20 protein-coding genes are annotated in these 17,782 nt (G+C 65.2%); 7 read left to right on the top strand and 13 right to left on the bottom strand.

The window, feature by feature from the left end:
- Positions 1–6: 6 nt before the first annotated feature.
- The 3 genes from ACE10W_RS08745 to ACE10W_RS08735 all read right to left on the bottom strand — a co-directional run bounded on the left by ACE10W_RS08745 (position 7) and on the right by ACE10W_RS08735 (position 2,272).
- On the bottom strand, positions 7–261 hold the full coding sequence (locus ACE10W_RS08745) for a hypothetical protein (protein ID WP_038967382.1): 255 nt from the start codon (positions 259–261) through the stop codon (positions 7–9).
- Positions 262–382: 121 nt separating this feature from the next.
- On the bottom strand, positions 383–628 hold the full coding sequence (locus tag ACE10W_RS08740) for a hypothetical protein (protein ID WP_028175072.1): 246 nt from the start codon (positions 626–628) through the stop codon (positions 383–385).
- Between the two features lie 255 nt (positions 629–883).
- Positions 884–2,272, bottom strand: a complete 1,389-nt coding sequence (locus ACE10W_RS08735; protein ID WP_304551109.1) for a caspase family protein — start codon at positions 2,270–2,272, stop codon at positions 884–886.
- Between the two features lie 324 nt (positions 2,273–2,596).
- On the opposite strand from ACE10W_RS08735, the gene ACE10W_RS08730 reads away from it, so the two are divergent.
- Positions 2,597–3,238 (top strand): OmpA family protein, encoded by a 642-nt coding sequence (locus tag ACE10W_RS08730; RefSeq protein ID WP_011085204.1) that lies wholly within the window; start codon positions 2,597–2,599, stop codon positions 3,236–3,238.
- Positions 3,239–3,409: 171 nt separating this feature from the next.
- On the opposite strand, the gene ACE10W_RS08725 is transcribed toward ACE10W_RS08730, so the two are convergent.
- Together ACE10W_RS08725 and ACE10W_RS08720 are read right to left on the bottom strand one after the other, a co-directional pair.
- Entirely contained in the window at positions 3,410–4,204 is a 795-nt protein-coding gene (locus ACE10W_RS08725) for an ATP-binding protein (protein WP_304551107.1), read from the bottom strand.
- A gap of 65 nt (positions 4,205–4,269) precedes the next feature.
- Positions 4,270–5,700, bottom strand: a complete 1,431-nt coding sequence (locus ACE10W_RS08720) for a phospholipid carrier-dependent glycosyltransferase (RefSeq protein WP_304551105.1) — start codon at positions 5,698–5,700, stop codon at positions 4,270–4,272.
- A 51-nt stretch (positions 5,701–5,751) separates the two neighbouring features.
- Here ACE10W_RS08720 and ACE10W_RS08715 point away from each other — a divergent pair, with 51 nt between their 5' ends.
- Together ACE10W_RS08715 and ACE10W_RS08710 are read left to right on the top strand one after the other, a co-directional pair.
- Complete coding sequence (locus ACE10W_RS08715; RefSeq protein ID WP_028175076.1) at positions 5,752–6,453, top strand: FecR domain-containing protein; 702 nt, start codon at positions 5,752–5,754, stop codon at positions 6,451–6,453.
- Positions 6,454–6,455: 2 nt separating this feature from the next.
- Entirely contained in the window at positions 6,456–7,598 is a 1,143-nt protein-coding gene (locus ACE10W_RS08710; RefSeq protein ID WP_304551103.1) for a hypothetical protein, read from the top strand.
- 139 nt (positions 7,599–7,737) lie between these two features.
- Here ACE10W_RS08710 and ACE10W_RS08705 read toward each other — a convergent pair whose 3' ends face one another.
- From ACE10W_RS08705 to ACE10W_RS08695, 3 genes are all read right to left on the bottom strand, one after another.
- Positions 7,738–8,226, bottom strand: coding sequence for a VOC family protein (locus tag ACE10W_RS08705; protein WP_304551101.1), 489 nt, complete (start codon positions 8,224–8,226; stop codon positions 7,738–7,740).
- A 44-nt stretch (positions 8,227–8,270) separates the two neighbouring features.
- Entirely contained in the window at positions 8,271–8,699 is a 429-nt protein-coding gene (locus tag ACE10W_RS08700; protein ID WP_028175078.1) for a VOC family protein, read from the bottom strand.
- Positions 8,700–8,830: 131 nt separating this feature from the next.
- Complete coding sequence (locus tag ACE10W_RS08695) at positions 8,831–9,343, bottom strand: cupin domain-containing protein (protein ID WP_011085194.1); 513 nt, start codon at positions 9,341–9,343, stop codon at positions 8,831–8,833.
- A 126-nt stretch (positions 9,344–9,469) separates the two neighbouring features.
- Here ACE10W_RS08695 and ACE10W_RS08690 point away from each other — a divergent pair, with 126 nt between their 5' ends.
- The gene (locus ACE10W_RS08690) at positions 9,470–9,688 is read left to right on the top strand and encodes a CsbD family protein (protein ID WP_011085193.1); all 219 of its coding nucleotides are present in this window, start codon (positions 9,470–9,472) and stop codon (positions 9,686–9,688) included.
- Positions 9,689–9,838: 150 nt separating this feature from the next.
- Here the strand turns inward: ACE10W_RS08690 and ACE10W_RS08685 are convergent, their stop codons facing one another.
- Positions 9,839–10,303 carry an FKBP-type peptidyl-prolyl cis-trans isomerase gene (locus ACE10W_RS08685; RefSeq protein ID WP_011085192.1) on the bottom strand — a complete coding sequence of 155 codons (465 nt, stop codon included), beginning with the start codon at positions 10,301–10,303 and terminating at the stop codon, positions 9,839–9,841.
- Positions 10,304–10,387: 84 nt separating this feature from the next.
- Entirely contained in the window at positions 10,388–11,974 is a 1,587-nt protein-coding gene (ggt, locus tag ACE10W_RS08680; RefSeq protein ID WP_028175080.1) for a gamma-glutamyltransferase, read from the bottom strand.
- A gap of 198 nt (positions 11,975–12,172) precedes the next feature.
- Between ggt and ACE10W_RS08675 the strand changes: the two genes are divergently transcribed.
- Positions 12,173–12,940 (top strand): rhodanese-related sulfurtransferase, encoded by a 768-nt coding sequence (locus tag ACE10W_RS08675; protein ID WP_304551095.1) that lies wholly within the window; start codon positions 12,173–12,175, stop codon positions 12,938–12,940.
- Entirely contained in the window at positions 12,930–13,148 is a 219-nt protein-coding gene (locus ACE10W_RS08670) for a SlyX family protein (protein WP_011085189.1), read from the top strand. Before ACE10W_RS08675 ends, ACE10W_RS08670 begins: the two co-directional genes overlap by 11 nt.
- A gap of 23 nt (positions 13,149–13,171) precedes the next feature.
- Here the strand turns inward: ACE10W_RS08670 and ACE10W_RS08665 are convergent, their stop codons facing one another.
- The gene (locus ACE10W_RS08665) at positions 13,172–15,076 is read right to left on the bottom strand and encodes a diguanylate cyclase (protein WP_304551094.1); all 1,905 of its coding nucleotides are present in this window, start codon (positions 15,074–15,076) and stop codon (positions 13,172–13,174) included.
- Positions 15,077–15,248: 172 nt separating this feature from the next.
- Complete coding sequence (locus tag ACE10W_RS08660; RefSeq protein WP_060912948.1) at positions 15,249–15,464, bottom strand: hypothetical protein; 216 nt, start codon at positions 15,462–15,464, stop codon at positions 15,249–15,251.
- A 106-nt stretch (positions 15,465–15,570) separates the two neighbouring features.
- Between ACE10W_RS08660 and hemE the strand changes: the two genes are divergently transcribed.
- On the top strand, positions 15,571–16,605 hold the full coding sequence (gene hemE / locus ACE10W_RS08655) for a uroporphyrinogen decarboxylase (RefSeq protein ID WP_011085186.1): 1,035 nt from the start codon (positions 15,571–15,573) through the stop codon (positions 16,603–16,605).
- 188 nt (positions 16,606–16,793) lie between these two features.
- Here hemE and hemC read toward each other — a convergent pair whose 3' ends face one another.
- Positions 16,794–17,774 carry a hydroxymethylbilane synthase gene (gene hemC, locus ACE10W_RS08650; RefSeq protein WP_304551093.1) on the bottom strand — a complete coding sequence of 327 codons (981 nt, stop codon included), beginning with the start codon at positions 17,772–17,774 and terminating at the stop codon, positions 16,794–16,796.
- Positions 17,775–17,782 lie beyond the last annotated feature (8 nt).

Here is a 17,782-nt window from a genome sequence, read left to right as displayed (position 1 = left end):
CGAGGCCTACTTCGCCATCATGGCCTTCTGCGACTTCATGTAATGCATGCAGCCGCTCTTCATCTTGCCGTTGCTCATGTCGGTGTTGGCCATGGCCATTTCCTTGTTGGCCGCCATCTTGGCCGGCGTGTCGGCGGTGCCCATCATCATGGCCGTCGATTTCATCATGTTCTCGCCGGTGCACGCCATCATGGCGGCGGAGGCGGGAGACAACGAAAGAGTGAACGCGACAAAAGCTGCGGTCGTGAGCAACATCTTCATGGAAAAGTCTCCTCCGTAAAACGAAACCGGCGTCATGCCGGCCTTCGCAATTACGTATTCTCTCGCGCGGACGTTTCGCGGCGAAGACAATTTTCTTGCTGCGCTGCGAAGACGAAGGGCCTCAACGGCCGTCTTTCGGCGCTCTGGGCCGATCGCTGAGGCTACCGGTGGCGATATCGGGCTCGCACGAGGCCTTGCCGCGCCCCTCCGCCTGGCAGCGGTAGACGTTGCCGGTGAGACGGTCGACCAGCCACATGTTCTCGTCGTTCGGCCCGTCGAGGCCGACATAGCGGGAGGTCAGGCCCGTGATCAGGGTCGACAGCAGGATCGCCACCGCGATCATCGCCGCGCCGATATAGATGGGCATGGAGCTCAGGGACACAGACCGATCCGGCGGGCCGCTGCGATAGGACTGATAATCACTCGGCCTCGGCACTGGATGGAACTCGGCTCCCCTTCGTCTGCGGTTGATGGCGAAGAACTCTGCTAGGCTTGCATCTGGCCGATTTCTTGTTCGCGAGCGGGCCCTGCGGAGACGGCTTTGCGGCCATCGGTGTGCAAGGGTTTCCAAAGCGGAAGCGGCCCGGGATCGAGCTGCCTTCACGCATCGCCGTTCGCCGAACTACCGCCGGAACAGGCCGCCCATCATGTGGCCGAACAAGCCGCCCGGCCCGCCCATGCCACCGCCACCGCCGTGAGCACGGCGGCCGCCACCACCGGACGCGCGGCGACGGGCGGGTTCGTCCTCGGACTCGTCGGAGGCGGTAACGCGGGCAGAGACGATCTCGGACTGCATCGCCTTGTGCTGAAGCCTGTTGAGATAGCCGGTCGTGGGATAGCCGCGCGCCGCCTGCCAGCGCTTGATCACGGTGCGGGTCTCCTCGTCGAACTTGCCGGTCGCCCTGACGTCGAAGCCGAGGCCGGTGAGGCGGCGCTGCACGTCGCGGCGCTGGTTCTTGTCGAGACCGATCTGGTCTTCGGAGACCTGGTCGGCCGTATCCGTGAAGGTCGCGGGATCGACGCCGGCAGTGAGGTTGCGCGTCGTCGTCGAGGGGCCGTCCTGGAGCGCGGCAATGCGGGCGAGCGCCAGCGGCTTGAAGGTGCCGTTCGGATAGTTTGTGAGGTAGGCGTTGAGCTCCTCGACCTTGTTGGTGTCCTTGATCGAGCGCCAGAACTCGAGCTCGACCTCGCCGGCCTGGGCGACGACGGATGCCGACGCTGCGGCATCGGGCGCGGCCATGGCCGCCGGATTGAGATAGACCGTGCCGGTGAGATTGGTGTGGCCCCAGGGCAGCTGCGCCTTGTTGGTCTCGTCGTTGACCTGGGCCCGGACCCTGGTCATGGCTTGCTGGATCTCGATGCCGGGCTGGGCGATATTGGCGAGAAGCGCGCGGGTGAACGGGCTGTTGGTGCCGGCTTCGCCGTCGAGCGCGGTCTGGCCGGGGCCGGTTGCGAACGCGATCAGCGTGCCCTCGCCCGACTTCATCTCGGCAAGGCCGCTCGCGACATTGACCGACCGCGTCGCCCTGGCCGAGCGGATTTTTGCGGCGAAGGGATTGTCGCGGCAGGCATCGAGGAACACCAGCTTCACCTTGGCATCCGCCATGGTCTGCTCCAGCGTCAGATCGACGTTGATGGCAGCGCCCAGCTTGACGTCCATCTCGGATTTGAGGTCGGCGTCGACAGGCAGCAGGTAATTGGTGCCGTTCACAGCGATGCCGTGGCCGGCATAAAAGAAAAGCGCCACATCGGCGCCTTCGCTCTTCTTGCCGAACTCGAGCAGCTTCGCCGTCATGGCGTCGCGGCTGAGGTTACTACCCTCGACCACGTCGAAGCCGACATTGCGCAGCACCCGTGCCATCGACCTGGCGTCGATCGCGGGGTTTGGAAGCTGTGGGACATTCTTGTAGGCGGCGTTGCCGACCACGAAGGCAACGCGCTTGTCGGCGAACGCCGCGTTACCGCTGAAGACGAAGGCTGCGAAGGACACTGCCGCGATCAGGAAACGCATGGTCTTTCTCCAGAGATCAAGAACCACCGACGCCCCCAGTGTGATCTCTTCCACGGAAGAGAAATGTGATTTAGATCACGTTTGGGTCGTGAAGGATCGAACCGGCCTCAAAGAAGACGCGACGATAATTGCTGGCCTGCCGAGCCTGACCTTCCCTCCGGAAGCAAAGCAGCCCGGTCGCGCACTCCGAAACGGCGCAAAGTGCGCTAGGATGAGCCCGCAGGCTCCTGCAGCCACCGTGACCAGGATCACATCGGGGGCTTTGAACCTGCCCTATGCTCGCAGCATCAAATCGTCATCAGGCGTAACAGCGAGGATACCACAATGACCCGTTTTGATAAGTTTTTTGCACTGAAGGCGATTACGCTCACGGCCGCGCTGTCAATGACGGCGGGCCTGGCACTGGCCGGCGACAACAACATCTCTTCCGACAAGATCCTGGATGCGTTGAAGCCGAAGCCGGTGACCCGCGGTCTGTCCGCCGGTCCGCAGGCCGATCCGGCGGTGCAGGCCAAGGAAGCGACGTTCCTGAACACCGTGCGCAACCGCTCGACCCGGTCGCTCTCGACCGGCGAACGCGAGCAGATCGCCGAGTTGGCTGCGACCAAGCCGAAGATCGATCTGGAGATCCAGTTCGACTACAACTCGGCCGACATCGCCAAGACGTCGGTGCCGTCAGTGCAGGCGCTCGGCAAGGCGCTCTCCGACCCGGCGCTGAAGGGCTCGACCTTCGTGGTCGCCGGACACACCGACGCGATCGGCGGCGAAGAGTACAACCAAGGGCTCTCCGAACGTCGGGCCGACACCATCAAGAAGTACCTGGTGCAGAACTACGGCCTCAACGGCACCGATCTCGTCACCGTCGGCTACGGCAAGACCAAGCTGAAGGATACCGCCAACGGCGCCGACCCGATCAACCGCCGCGTTCAGGTCGTCAACATGGACACCAAGACCGCGTCGAAATGATCTAGAGCATGATCCGGACCCGGAGGGCCGCGCTAGCGCAAAGTGCGCAGCGGCTTTCCGAAAAGACCATGCTCAGACAATGAACTACAGCGCGATGACGATTCATTTCAATCTCATCGCGCTGTCGTGCCGACCCACCGCCCGCCGCCCGCGCGGCAGGCGGACCCCGGCTCAGACCGGCACCGCTGCGGCGAGTGCCTCCCGCACCAAGCGCGCAAGCTCCGCCTTGCGGTAAGGCTTTTCAAGGATCGGGGCGCCCTGCTGGACGTGACCGTTCGCCGCCAGTGTTTCGAGGGCGTAACCCGACGTCAGCAGCACGCGCATCTCGGGCCTTGCCTTGCGCGCGAGCCCTGCAAGCTCCCAGCCGTTCACGCCTCCGGGCATCACGACATCGGTGAACAGCAGGTCGATGTGCGGCGCTGCGGCGAGCGTCTGGAGCGCCTCCTTGCCGTCGACCGCGGAGATCACCCTGTAGCCCAGGCTCTCCAGGCTCATCACCGCATAGGAGCGGACGAACGGATCGTCCTCGACCACCAGCACGGTTTCGGAGCCGCTCTGCACCACCTCCTTCTCGACCGCCAGCGGCGCGCTCTGCGTCTTCGCCAGCACGGCCGGAAGATAGATCCGCACGGTCGTCCCCAGGCCCGGCTCGCTGTAGATCGTGACATGGCCGTTGGATTGCTTGACGAAGCCGTAGACCATGCTGAGCCCGAGCCCACTGCCCTTGCCGACCTCCTTGGTGGTGAAGAAGGGCTCGAACGCCCGCTCCAGCACCCGCCTCGGCATGCCGGAACCGGTGTCGGTCACGGCGATCACGATATACTCGCCCGGCCCGACGTCGGGATGCGTGTTGTGATCGCCCACATCGAGCGATGCGTTCGCCGTCGAGATGGTCAGGCGCCCGCCTGATACCATCGCGTCCTGAGCGTTGAGCGCGAGGTTGAGGATCGCCGATTCGAGCTGCACCGGATCGGCGAAGGCCTGCCGCAGCGCAAGAGAATTCTACCGGGGCCTATGCACGCGAGCGGGCACTAGATCCAGCTCTGGAACAGCATCAGCCGGTTGAAGCCCTGCATCGACGTTCCGATGAAGGCTGCGGAGATCGGCAGCATGATCGCAAATCCGATCGCGGCGAGGCCGACATAGGCCCACAGCAGCCAGCGCGGCAGGCCGTTCCGGCGCAGCACATAGACCAGCGCAAGCGACGCCGCGGTCGCGGCCGGCAGATAATAGTAGATGAAACCCAGCGTGCGCGGCAGCAGCGCCCAGGCGAGCCACGGGCCGAAATAGAACGCCGCGATCAGGAACGCGTCCCAGCGGCGCGCGACGACGACGTCGCGCAGCACGATCGCGAGCGCGGCCAGCGCCGGCCACAGCACCAGCGGGTTGCCGAGGAAGACGATCGCCGACACGCTGTCCTCCGCCGTCTTGTCGAACAGGAACCACACCGGGCGGGCGAGCAGCGGCCAGGATGGCCACGAACTCATGTAGGTGTGGCCGGCGATCGCAGTGGTGGTGTTGTCGGCAAAGATCCGGCGCTGCGCCTCGATCAGATCGGGCAGCGACAATCCATAGAGCGGAATGAAAGCGGCAAGATATGTCATCGCCGGCAGCACCGCGAAGCAGAGCGCGACATGCGGCGCCCTGAAGTCGGGCCAGAGGTCGGGCCGATACCAATCGTCCGGCCTTGCTTCGGCGAACAGCGTGCGCCAGCCCTGCATCAGGCGGATCACCGCGACGATGACGATGCAGATGCCGAGCGGAAACAGGCCGCTCCATTTGCAGGCCGCAGCACAGCCGAACAGGCTGCCCGCGAGCGCGAACAGCGCATGCGGCCGTTCCCTGCGAAAGCCATGCATGAAGGCGGCGGTCGCGAGCAGTCCGAAGCCGAGCGCGAAGATGTCGAGCATCGCGATGCGCGCCTGCACGTAGAGCATCTGGTTGAAGGCCGCGATCAGCGCCGCGGCGATCGCGGGCCCTTGCGCGGCAAACAGCGCGAGGCCGCACAGATAGATCGCGACGATCGCAAGCGCGCCGAACAAGGTCGCCGGATAGCGCCAGCCGAGCGCGTTATCGCCGAACGCCGCAATCGACGCGGCGATCAGCTCCTTGGCCAGCGGCGGATGCATCGGATTGAGCATCGGCTGCGACATCACCGGCGCAAGCATCTGCCGCGCCGCCGGGACGTAATGCACCTCGTCGAAAACGAACTTCTCCGGCGCGGTGAGACCGATCAGCAGCGCCAGATGCGCCATCAGGAAAATTGCGACAGCAATCACTGCGCTCCGCGACATCTTCGGAACCGCAGGCAATTCAAGCGGCTTTTGTGGGGATGTTTTGCGTGGCAAATCTGCTTCACCGCGGAGAAAACTATGGATGACGCTTTTCATTGAACGCATTCTGCCGCAACTGTCACTAAGCATAGCGCATGTCCCGCGCCGCTTGTGATAATTTCGCCACATCGCAAGCGCGCGCGATCCGGTACGATCAGGGACACATCGATCGGTTGCGAAATGAATTTGCGTTTCTGGCTTTTCCTCTCTCTGTTGTCGGCCGTAGTGTGCGCGGCGCCTTGCGCGCAGGCGCAGACGCGCGTCGGCGAAGCCGTCGTGATCCAGAACGAGGTGGTCCGCGTCGCCGCGACCACGACGCCGATCAGCGTCGGAGACAGCATGCTGCGCGACGAGACCGTGCGCACCGGCGCCGACAGCGCGGCGCGCTTCGTCATGGCCGACAGCACCAATCTGTCGCTCGGTCCCAGCGCCACGCTGAAGCTCGACCGCACCGTCTTCAACGACGAGCACAGCTATCGCGACGTCGCGATCCGCATGACGACAGGCGCATTCCGCTTCGTCACCGGACATTCCGAGAAGACCGCCTACAAGATCACGACGCCGCTCGCGACCATCGGCGTGCGCGGCACCACGCTCGACATCCTGTCCCAGCGCGGCCGGTCCGTCGTCGTGCTTCAGGACGGCGCGGCCAGCGTCTGCACGACGAGCTTCCAGTGCGTGCAGCTCACCCAGCCCGGCGATACCGCGGTCATCACCTCGACGGGCGGCAAGGTCAGCATCACCAAGACCAACACGCCGCCCTGGACCTTTGCCGCGACCTGCACCGCGAATGCCGGGCTATGCTCGGTCAACCAATATGCCAACGCCTCGCCGACCATCACGCCCGCCGTCCATGACGACGGCATGCTGTGCGGACGGTGACGATGGCGGAACTCCACCTGAGGCGCTTCATTCTCGCCGGCGTGCTGACCGCAGTGGCTGCGTTTGCGCTCGTCGCGTTCGATGCCCGTCCAGCGGCTGCGCAGGCGGCCTGCGAGTCCGAGTGCGGCGAACCGACGCCCACCCCGTCACCGACATATTCGCCCTCGCCGGCGCCGTCCCCGAGCCCGTATCCGTCACCGACCCCGTATCCGTCGCCGAGTCCGTATCCCGCGCCGAGCCCGACGCCGACCGGCGCTGACTCCAGCGGCAACTCGATCGGCGGTCTCGCCAACCAGCGCTTCAACCAGATGATCACCAACCGGGTGCTCGGCACGGTGCTGCTCGGCGTCAACGAGCAGGTCAATTGCAGCGACTGCATCAGCGCGTTCGGCTCGGCCGGCTCGTTCTCGGCCGGCATCCACGGCCGCAAGGAGCTGACCAACAATCTGTCGCTGCTCGCCGGCATCGCCTACACGCAATACAGCGAGGGTGGCTACAACATCACCAGCGCACCGATCGGCGCCTTCGCGCTGCGCTATGATTTCACCGATTGGGGCTCGTCGCGCCCGTTCTTCGACATCGGCACGATCCTGACGCCGTGGGAGAAGGCGCGCTACACCCACAGCTACAACACCAGCCTCGGCCCGGTGAGCGTCACGAGCTCCACCAACGCCTCCAACTACGCCGTCTACGGCCGCGCCGGCTGGATGAGCCGCGTCTCGCCGCGCGACGAGGTCGCCGCCTCGATCGAGGTCTGGCAGCTCTGGCAGCGCGTGTCCGGCTATTCGGACAGCGCCGTGGCGTTCAATCCGTTCGACGCCACGATCGCGACCGGCACCGACCGCACCAGCCTGGTCAAGATCGGCGGCCAGTGGACGCATCTCTACGGCAGCAACATCGAGGCCAACATCAACGGCGGCTGGGTGCAGTCGTTCGCCAGCCATAGCGGCATCGTCGCCACCGTGACCGGCGACGGCATGGTGGTGCCGACCATGGGCAACCAGGGCTGGTTCGAATATGGCGGCCGCCTCGGCTTCCGCGTGCAGAAGGGCTGGATCGTGGACCTCTTCGCCAATGGCACGCTGGGTCCGCAGCCGGTGGGGAACACCATCCACGGCGGCGTGGGGCTAAGGATTAATTATTAGCGGCGGCTTGGTACGCGCAGCCCCGGTCTCGTAGGGTGGGCAAAGCGCAAGCGTGCCCACCACTCCTCTCTCAACTGGGGACAGATGGTGGGCACGGCGCAATAGCGCCTTTGCCCACCCTACGGCACCTGTGCCGCCGTCACGCCGCCGACTTGCCCTCGAACGCCTGACGCAACACGGCGACGTCGAGCTTCACCATCTTCATCATGGCCTGCATCGCGCGCGCGGCCGCGGCCTTGTCGGGGCTCGTAAGGAATTCGAACATCACCTTCGGCACGACCTGCCAGGCCACGCCCCAGCGATCCCTGAGCCAGCCGCACTGCTCTTCCTTGCCGCCATGGGCGATGAAGGCGTTCCAGACGCTGTCGACCTGGGCCTGGTCGTCGCAATAGATCATCAGCGAGATCGCGTGGGTGTACTCCATCTTCATGCCGCCGTTGAGCGCGACCAGGGGCTGCCCGGCCACCGTGAACTCGACGACGAGCACGGAGCCTGTCTTGCCGGATGGGCCGTCCGAAACGTTGCGCTGGACGTGCGTGATCTCCGAATTCGGAACGAGCGAGACGTAGAACTTCGCGGCTTCCTCGGCATCGCCGTTGAACCACATGCAGGGCACGAGCTTGGACATGGAGAACGCTCCTCTTCAGGTTTTCAATGCTCTCGGATTTTCGATCAGGCGTTCGCCATCTCGGACTGCGCGGCGAATGCCGCGAGGTCCATCCAATTCACACCCCACATATGGCCATCCGGATCCTCGAAGCTGCGGCCGTACATGAAGCTGTACTCATCCTTCGGGCTGGGATCGGCCACCCCGCCCGCGACCTCGGCCTTGCCGACGATGGCGTCGACTTCGTCGCGGCTGTCGGCCGACAGGCAGAGCAGCACCTGGTTCGAGGTCTTCGCATCCGCGATCGGCTTGGGTGTGAACTGGCGGAATTTGTCGTGGGTCAAGAGCATCGCGAAAATGGTCTCGGAGAAGACCATGCAACTCGCCGTATCGTCGCAGAACTGCGGGTTCCTAACCGCGCCGACCGCCTCATAAAAGGCCGTGGCGCGCTTGAGGTCGGTCACCGGCAGGTTGACGAAGATCATCTTGGGCATCGGAAGCTCCTTGGGCGGGGTTCTGCCCAAGGACGGACGGGCAGACGGCCATCCGACACGGCTTCCGGATATTTTTTTCAGGCCCGCCTGCCGTAGTTCTGTCGCACAGAACCGGCAGGCCCGGGCCGGCCTTACTTCTTCTCGTTCGGGTCCCGGTGCACCGGATCGATCCACAGCACGGTCTCCGGCTTCTCGACCGGCTCGATGTCGAGATTGATCGCCACCGCCTCGCCGTCGCTGCGCACCAGCACGCATTCCAGCACCTCGTCGGGGCTGGCGTTGATCTCCTGGTGCGGCACGTAGGGCGGAACGAAGATGAAATCGCCGGGGCCGGCCTCCGCGGTGAATTGCAGGCTCTCGCCCCAGCGCATCCGCGCCTTGCCCTTCACCACATAGATGACGCTTTCGAGATGGCCGTGGTGATGTGCACCGGTCTTGGCGTCGGGCTTGATGCTGACCGTGCCCGCCCACAATTTCTGCGCGCCGACGCGTGCAAAGTTGATGGCGGCCGCGCGGTCCATGCCGGCCGTCGACGGCACGTTGGTATCGAGCTGGTTGCCGGGAATGACGCGCACGCCGTCATGTTTCCAGCGATCGTCATGATCGTGTGCATGGTGGGAATGCGTGTGGTCATGGCCCGTCATGATCTTGCTTTCTGTTGATTCCGTGCGCGGCAAACTAACCAAAGCCGCGGCATCAAGCCATACCAAAAAAGGAACGCTCGTAGTCGTCCCGTGTTGTCCCCGCGATAGAACTGGAAGGAGAGTTTCATGGGTAGCACGACCGACAAGATCAAAGGCAACGCCAACGAGGCGATCGGCAAGGCCAAGCAGGGCATCGGCGAGGCAACCGGTTCCGACCGCCTGAAGGGCGAAGGCGTGGTCCAGGAGGTGAAGGGCAAGGGCCAGCAGGCCATGGGCGATGCCAAGGACGCCGCGAAGGAAGCGATCGATCGCGCCGCGGCTGCAGCGAGGCGCGCGGCAGAGTGACGCGCGCAGAGCTGCAAACGAAAAGACCGGCCGCAAGGCCGGTCTTTTTGTTTTATCCATTCGCACCGTCATTCCGGGGCGCGAAGCGAACCCGGAATCTCGAGATTCCGGGCCTGGTCCTGCGGACCATCCCGGAATGACGCTGCGCCGTCACTTCACCGCGAGCAATTCCACGTCGAACATCAGCGTCGCGTTCGGCGGGATCACGCCGCCGGCGCCGCGCGCGCCGTAGCCGAGCTGCGGCGGGATGATCAGCGTGCGCTTGCCGCCGACCTTCATCGAGGCGACGCCCTCGTCCCAGCCGGCGATCACGCGGCCCTTGCCGATCGGAAACTCGAACGGCTCCTTGCGATCGACCGAGGAGTCGAATTTCTTGCCCTTCTGGCCGTTTTCATAGAGCCAGCCGGTATAGTGCATCACGCATATCTGGCCGGGCTGCGGCGAGGCGCCGGTGCCGACGGCGGTGTCGATGATTTGCAAGCCTGAAGCTGTGGTCATGGTCTTTCCTGCGGTCTGGGCCGAGGCCGTGGTGGAAACGAAATCGGACACGCCGGCGATCACGGTGATCGCGAGTGCCGACATGATGGCGAGGAGCACGCGCTGGAAACGCTGCATAAGACACCTTCCGTTTGAGGCGGGAGGTGTCTAGCGCAACGAGGGTGCAGTTTCCAGCCGTAACGTTGCAGCTCTGGCCCTCGATCAATAGCCGAGCGCGCAGCCGTCCTTGCGCGGATCGGAACCGCCGGTGAGCGTGCCCTTGTCCCAGTCGATCCAGATCGCCTGGGCGCCGCCGAGCGGCCCGACCACGCTGGTGGTCTTATGGCCGAGCTTCTTCAGGCCTTCGACGATGTCGGCCGGCACGCTGTCCTCGAGCTGGTACTGGCCCTCGTAGTGCAGGCCGCGCGGCATGTCGATCGCCTCCTGCACGTCGCAGCCATAGTCGAGGATGTTGGTCAACAGATGGGTCTGGCCGGTCGGCTGGTACTGGCCGCCCATCACCGCAAACGGCATCGTGGAACGACCGCCCTTGGTGAGCAGGCCCGGCATGATCGTGTGGAGCGGGCGCTTGCCGCCCTCGATGCAGTTCGGATGGCCCGGCTGGATGCGGAAGCCACCGGCGCGGTTCTGGAGCAGCACGCCGGTCTTGTTCGAGACGATCGCCGAGCCGAAGGAATGCGCGACCGAATTGATGAACGAGCAGACGTTGCGGTCCTTGTCCACGACCGTGATGTAGATGGTCGAGGGGTTCATCGGCGGCGCGACGTTCGGCAGGTCGAGCATGCCGTCCATGCGGATCTTGCTGATGTACTCGTCGGCAAAGCCCTTTTCGAGCATCTCTGCGACGTTGATCTTCATGTGGTCGGGCGAGGCGACATGCATCTCGCGGTTCATGTAGGCGATGCGCGCGGCTTCAGCCTCGAGATGGAAGCGCTCGACGCTGACGGGCGCATACTTGGTCAGGTCGAAGCGCGACAGGATGTTGAGCATCAGAAGCGCAGTGACGCCCGGGCCGTTCGGCGGGCACTGCCAGACGTCGTAGCCCTTGTACATGGTGCCGATCGGCGTGGTCACTTCGGTGGTATGCGCGGCGAAATCGTCGAGCGTGTGCAGGCCGCCGATGCCGCGCAGGGTCTCGACCATGTCTTCCGCGATCGCGCCCTTGTAGAAGGCGTCGCGGCCGTCCTTGGCGATCGCGCGCAGCGTCTTGCCGAGCTCGGCCTGGCGGATGATATCGCCGGCCACCGGCGGCTTGCCGCCCGGCAACAGGTAACGCACGGTGTTGGTGCCGCCCTTCAGCTTCTCGAACTGGTTCTTCCAGTCGAACGCGATTCGGGGCGCGACGACATAGCCCTCTTCCGCCGCCTTGATCGCGGGCTGGAGCAGGCGGTCGAAGCCGAACTTGCCGTGATCGCGCAGCACGGTCGCGAAGGCGTCGATCACGCCGGGGATCGAGACCGCGTGCGCCGAGGTCAGCGGCACGGACGTGATCTTGCGCTCGAGATACCAGTCGGCATTCGCCGCCTTCGGTGCCCGGCCGGAGCCGTTATAGGCGATGATCTTGCCTTCACCGCGCGGCTGGATCAGCGCGAAGCAGTCGCCGCCGATGCCGGTCGATTGCGGCTCGATCACGCCGAGCACGGCCGAGCCGGCCACAGCCGCGTCCACTGCCGTGCCGCCCTCGCGCAGCACCTCGATCGCGGCCAGCGAGGCCTGCGGATGCGAGGTCGCCACCATCGCGTTGGTGGCGTGAACCGTGGACCTGCCGGGGAAATGGAAGTTTCTCATGCGAATTCTTGCTCTCTTGGGCCGTGCGCGCGGACGGCGCGCCCTCTCGGAAAAACCGGGCTTACATGACACATTCCGGCCCGCCGGGGCAATGCTGGCATGCCAGGGAAATGGCTGCCATCCGCTGGGCGTATAGACCTTTTGCAAGCTCCGGCCATGCGGGTTTTCTGGGCGCCGGCCGCCTGCTAAACGAGCCCCATGTCTGACAAGAATTCGGTCACCAAGGTCGCCGCCTTCTACCAGTTCGCCGCCCTGCCCGATTACCGCGAGCTGCGCGAGCCCCTGCGCGCGTTCTGCGCTGGCCAGGCGCTGAAGGGCAGCGTGCTGCTGGCGCAGGAGGGCATCAACGGCACGATCGCCGGCGCACCTGACGCCATCGACACCTTCGCCCATGAGCTCGCCCATGGCGTCATGTTCGGCGGCCGGCTGGACAATCTCGAGCTGAAATTCTCGACCGCCGAGGCGATGCCGTTCGGCCGGCTCAAGGTGCGGCTGAAGAAGGAGATCGTCACGCTCGGGGACGCGGCTGCCGATCCGACCCGGCAGGTCGGCACCTATGTCGATGCCGCCGCCTGGAACGCGCTGATCGCGGCGCCGGACACGCTGGTGCTGGACACCCGCAACGCCTTCGAGGTGGCGATGGGCACGTTCGAGGGCGCGGTCGATCCCGGTATCAAGAGCTTTGGCCAGTTCAAGGACTTTGCCGCGGAACGGCTCGATCCGGCAAAACACCGCAGGATCGCGATGTTCTGCACCGGAGGCATCCGCTGCGAGAAGGCGAGCGCGCACCTGCTCGCGCGCGGCTTTGCCGAGGTCTATCACCTCAAGGGCGGCATCCTGAAATATCTGGAGGAAGTGCCGGAAGCGCAGAGCCGCTGGCGCGGCGAATGCTTCGTGTTCGACGAGCGCGTCGCGCTCGGCCACGGACTGCGGGAACGGGACAAGGACGCAACACGTGACCAATGAGATCAAGACGCTGAGCGAGCGCATCGACACGCTGGAGACACGCCTCGCCTACCAGGACGACACGATCGAGACGCTGAACCAGACCATCACCGCGCAGTGGAAGCAGATCGACGCGCTGACGCGGCAGATCGCGCAGCTCAGTGAGCGGCTGCAGGAGGCCGAGACGAATGCGCCGGGCCCCGCCAACGAGCGCCCGCCGCATTATTGAGCGATATTGCTGCCGGACGGCCTTTACTGACCGGACGCTTTGGGCAGCAGGTTCATGACCTCGCCCGACATCATCAGCCGGTCACGGCCCATATCCTTGGCGGCGTAGAGCGCGCGGTCGGCGGCCTCCACCAGCGAAGCGGACCCTGCGGTGCGCTCGAACGACGGCCGGCAGGTCGCGCCGCCAAGCGAGACGGTCACAGATGCCGAAATCGGGCTCGAGGCGTGGACGAGGCCTGCCTGGTGAATGGCCTCGCGGATCCGCTCGCCGATCCGGGCGCAGCCGGCCGCATCGGTATTGGGGAGCAGCATGGCGAATTCCTCGCCGCCGTAGCGCGCAGCCAGATCGCCGGCGCGGTGCATCTCGGCCGCGAGGATCTTTGCGACCACGCGCAGGCAGGCGTCGCCCGCGGGATGGCCATATTCGTCGTTGTAGGCCTTGAAATGGTCGACGTCGATCATGAGCAGGGCGAGGCTGGAGCGGTCGCGATAGGCACGCGCCCATTCGTCGTTCAGCCGGTCGTCGAAGCAGCGGCGGTTGGCAAGCCCGGTGAGGCTGTCCTCGGTCGCGAGCGTCTCGAGCCTGGTTTCCAGCGTCTTCTGCTCGGTGATGTCGCGCGAGATCGCGACCACGCCGTCGACGCTGCCGTTGTCCTTGCGTGTCACCCGCATGGTCGATTCGAGCCAGACTTCACCCTTCTGCCGGTGCGAGTTGCGATAGGTGACGCGCACCTCGTCCTTCTCGCCGCGCTTCATGGCATCGACGAGGGCCTGGACCTGCGGCAGGTCGTCCGCGTGAACGCCCGCGAGCGCGGGCGTTCCGATCAGCTGGCTGGCCCGCCAGCCGACGACGCGGATCGACGAGGGAGAGACATAGCGCAGCCGCTCGTCGAGCCCGATACGGGTCACCATGTCGCTGGAGCCTTCGGCGAGCAGGCGGAAATGTGCTTCCTTCTCGACCAGGGCCGCCGCCATGCTCTGGCCCCGCTGCAACTGCCGCACCAGCACCGCGCCGATGATCGCGATCAACATGACCAGCGCGAGCACATACAGCATGCGGGAAATCGCGGCGGCGCGCCAGGGCGCCAGCAGTTGGTCCTTGTCGACGGTCGCGAGCAGGAAGAACGGATAGCGGCCAGAGCGCTTGAAGAAGCTGACGCGTTCGGCGCCGTCCAGCGGCGACTTGAAGTGATAGGCGCCGCTCGGCCGTTGCAGGCTCGGGTTGCGGAACAGCGGCTTGTCGGCGACGCTGCGTCCGACGAATTTCTCGTTGCTCGGGTAGCGCGCGACGATCAGGCCGTCGCCATGCGTCAGCGCCACGGAGCTGTTGCGGCCGATCTCGAACTGCTCGTAGAAATGCGACAGATATCCGGAGCTGATGGTCGCGAGCACCACGCCGCCAAAGCTGCCGTCCGGCTTGTTGAAGCGGCGCGACAGGGTGAGGACCCATTCGCCATCGAGCAGGCTCTTCACGGGACGGCCGAGATGGGCCTCTCGTTTCGGGGAGAGCTGGTGATGGCGGAAGAACGCGTCGTCGCTGAGCGTCGAGCCGATCGTGCCGGGCGAGGTCAGCCAGTTGCCATGGTCGTCGATGATGGCGAAGCTGTGCACGCGCTCCGTCGCCTTCTTGCGCACCTCCATGAGGTTTCTGAGCTTGGCGATCGTGGCAGGGTCGGTGCCGTCCATCTCCAGCCGGCTGACGACGCCGACGACGCCGGAATCGAGCAGATCGAGGCTGTCCTCGGCATGCTGCGTCAGCGAGCGCGCAACGTTCGCCATCTCGGTCTCGGCGCCCTTGAGCACCGCGTCGCGAGCGGCCCATTCACGCCAGGCGCTGACGCCGAGGATGGTCGCGCAGGTCAGCACGACAAACGCCGCCGCGCGTAGCGGCAGGCGGCTCCATCCGGCTCGTTGGGTAGCAGCGCTCATGCGGCAGAATTCTCCGATCGTTCGGAAACTCTGCCGCTTCTGTTATTGAACTCTGAAATGACTGCCGAAATACACCGTGATACCTGCGCTTTCCCGTAGTCCTACGGACGCAAGGATCAGCGCATCGCTAACAGGGTATTAGCGAACCTATCGGAATCCGGCGCCCCTCCCGCTAGCTGAAGATGGCCTTAACCTTGTCCCAGAGCGAGGGATTGTCCGCGTCTGCATCGGCCTTCGAGGGTGTCGGCTGGGCGACACTCACGGGATCGGACGCCGGGAAGCTGTCCTTGAGCCCGGTATCGAGCTTGGCATGGCGATCGGCGACGAGTGCCTCATGCAGATCGTCGGCGTGCTTGTCGTGCGGCGCGGGATTGAATGACTCAACCATGATCTCCTCCATTGGTTGGTCAACGCGGCCCAATTGCGCTTGTTCCCCTGTTCCGCTGAAGGCCGCGGCGGTGTATCAGGAGCCGTAACCTTGCTCAGGATCCTTCGTGCCCCAGTCAGCGACAAAGCCCTTCATCGACGTGCTCTCCGGCCAGCGCCAAGCCATCCCGCCGATGTGGATGATGCGCCAGGCCGGCCGCTATTTGCCGGAATATCGCGAGGTGCGGGCGAAGGCCGGCGGCTTCCTCGATCTCTGCTTCAACCCGGAACTTGCCGCCGAGGTCACGCTGCAACCGATCCGGAGATTCGGCTTCGATGCGGCGATCATCTTCTCGGACATCCTGGTGATCCCCTACGCGCTCGGCCGCTCCGTGCGCTTCGAGGTCGGCGAAGGCCCGCGGCTCGAGCCGCTGGATGATCCTGCGAAGGTCGCCACGCTCGCACCGCGCGCCGACTTCGGCAAGCTCGCGCCGGTGTTCGATGCGCTGAAGATCGTGCGCGGCGCACTCGATCCCAAGACCGCGCTGATCGGCTTCTGTGGCGCGCCGTGGACGGTGGCGACCTACATGGTCGCGGGCCACGGCACGCCCGACCAGGCCCCGGCGCGGATGATGGCCTACCGGCATCCGGACGCGTTTGCGAAAATCATCGACGTGCTGGTCGACAACTCGATCGAGTATCTGCTGGCGCAGCTCGCAGCCGGTGCCAATGCCTTGCAGATCTTCGACACCTGGGCCGGCGTGCTGCCGCCCGCCGAGTTCGCGCGCTGGTCGGTCGAGCCGACGCGGCGCATCGTCGAGGGCGTGCGCGCAAAAGTGCCGGACGCGAAGATCATCGGCTTTCCCCGCGGCGCCGGCGCGCAATTGCCTGGTTATGTCGAGGCGACCGGCGTCAACGGCGTCAGCATCGACTGGACCGCGGAGCCGGCCTTCATCCGCGAGCGCGTGCAATCACGCGTCGCCGTGCAGGGCAATCTCGATCCGCTGGTGCTGATCACGGGTGGGGCCGCGCTCGACCGCGCGGTCGACAACGTGCTGGCGAACTTTGCGCAAGGGCGCTTCATCTTCAATCTCGGCCACGGCATCCAGCCGGAAACGCCGATCGCCCATGTCGAGCAGATGCTGAAGCGCGTGCGGGGGTGACAAGTCCCGCCCCCGAAGGGGCGGAAACAAAAAACGCGAAAACAACCCCATGCACAGTAGATGCACAGTACAAATCATTGGAGAATTTCGGTCGGCATGGTTCTGAGCCCTGCCGCGGTCACGTTTGACTCGTCGGGCAAGACAGGCGCAGAATTACATCATCGCACCGACGATCGTTTAGCAGCAGGCTAGCGCGGCCGGCTGCGCTCGATGATCTCGGCAGCGCCCTTCCCCAGCAGTTCAAGTCCCACCGCACGGCCAAGCTCACGCGGCCGGTTGGCGGGGCCTGTGCGCGAGGCTTCGATGATGGTGTTGCCGGAGAGGTCGAGCACGGATGCGGTGAGCGACATCTGACCGCCTGCGATGGTCGAGAAGCCCGCCACCGGCGAATTGCAGTGGCCATTCAGCACCCACAGCACCTCGCGCTCGGCATCGGCGGAGGCGTGCGCAGAGGGATCGTCGATCGATGACAGGATTTTTCGCGTTTGCCAGTCCTGCGCGGCGCATTCGACGGCGACGATGCCCTGCCCTGCCGCCGGCAGCATCTCCGCCGGTGTAAACTCGTAGGCGATGCGGCCCGCCAGACCAACGCGATCGAGGCCCGAGCGCGCCATGATTAGCGCATCCGCCGGCCCCACCGCGCCGCCATCCGGCAGGCGCTGCTTCTCGCCATTGTCGAGCTTTCGCACGCGCGTGTCAGCAGCCCCACGGAAGTGGATCACTTCTACATCGGGGAACAACCGCCGCGCATAGGCGGCCCGGCGGACGGCATTGGTGCCAATCTTGAAACCCTTGCCGCGCGACTGGCGCAGCGCCTCCAGCGTCACGCCGTCGCGCAGTACCAGCGCATCGCTTGGCGGATCGCGTGACAGCGTGGCGCCGATGACGAGGCCGGGCGTGTCCTCGTTGCCCGGCATGTCCTTCAGCGAATGCATCGCCGCCTGGAGCTCACCCGACAGAACGGCGGCGCGGATCTGCGCCACGAAGGCGCCGCCCTTGCCGCCATGCGGCAACAGCTTGCTGGTCTGGTCGAGATCGCCCGTGGTGTCGAACTTGACGATCTCGACGTCGAGACCGGGCACGGCGGCGGTCAGGCGGCGCGCGATCTCTTCCGTCTGTGCCAGCGCCATCGCGCTCTTGCGTGTGCCGATCTTCAGTCGCGTAGCCAAACTGTCTG

Origin of the sequence: Bradyrhizobium sp. B025, from assembly GCF_042257955.1 — a bacterium.
Classification (GTDB): domain Bacteria; phylum Pseudomonadota; class Alphaproteobacteria; order Rhizobiales; family Xanthobacteraceae; genus Bradyrhizobium; species Bradyrhizobium diazoefficiens.
The sequence above is the reverse complement of the archived record's forward strand: the minus strand, read 5'-3'. Positions and strand labels throughout refer to the sequence as shown.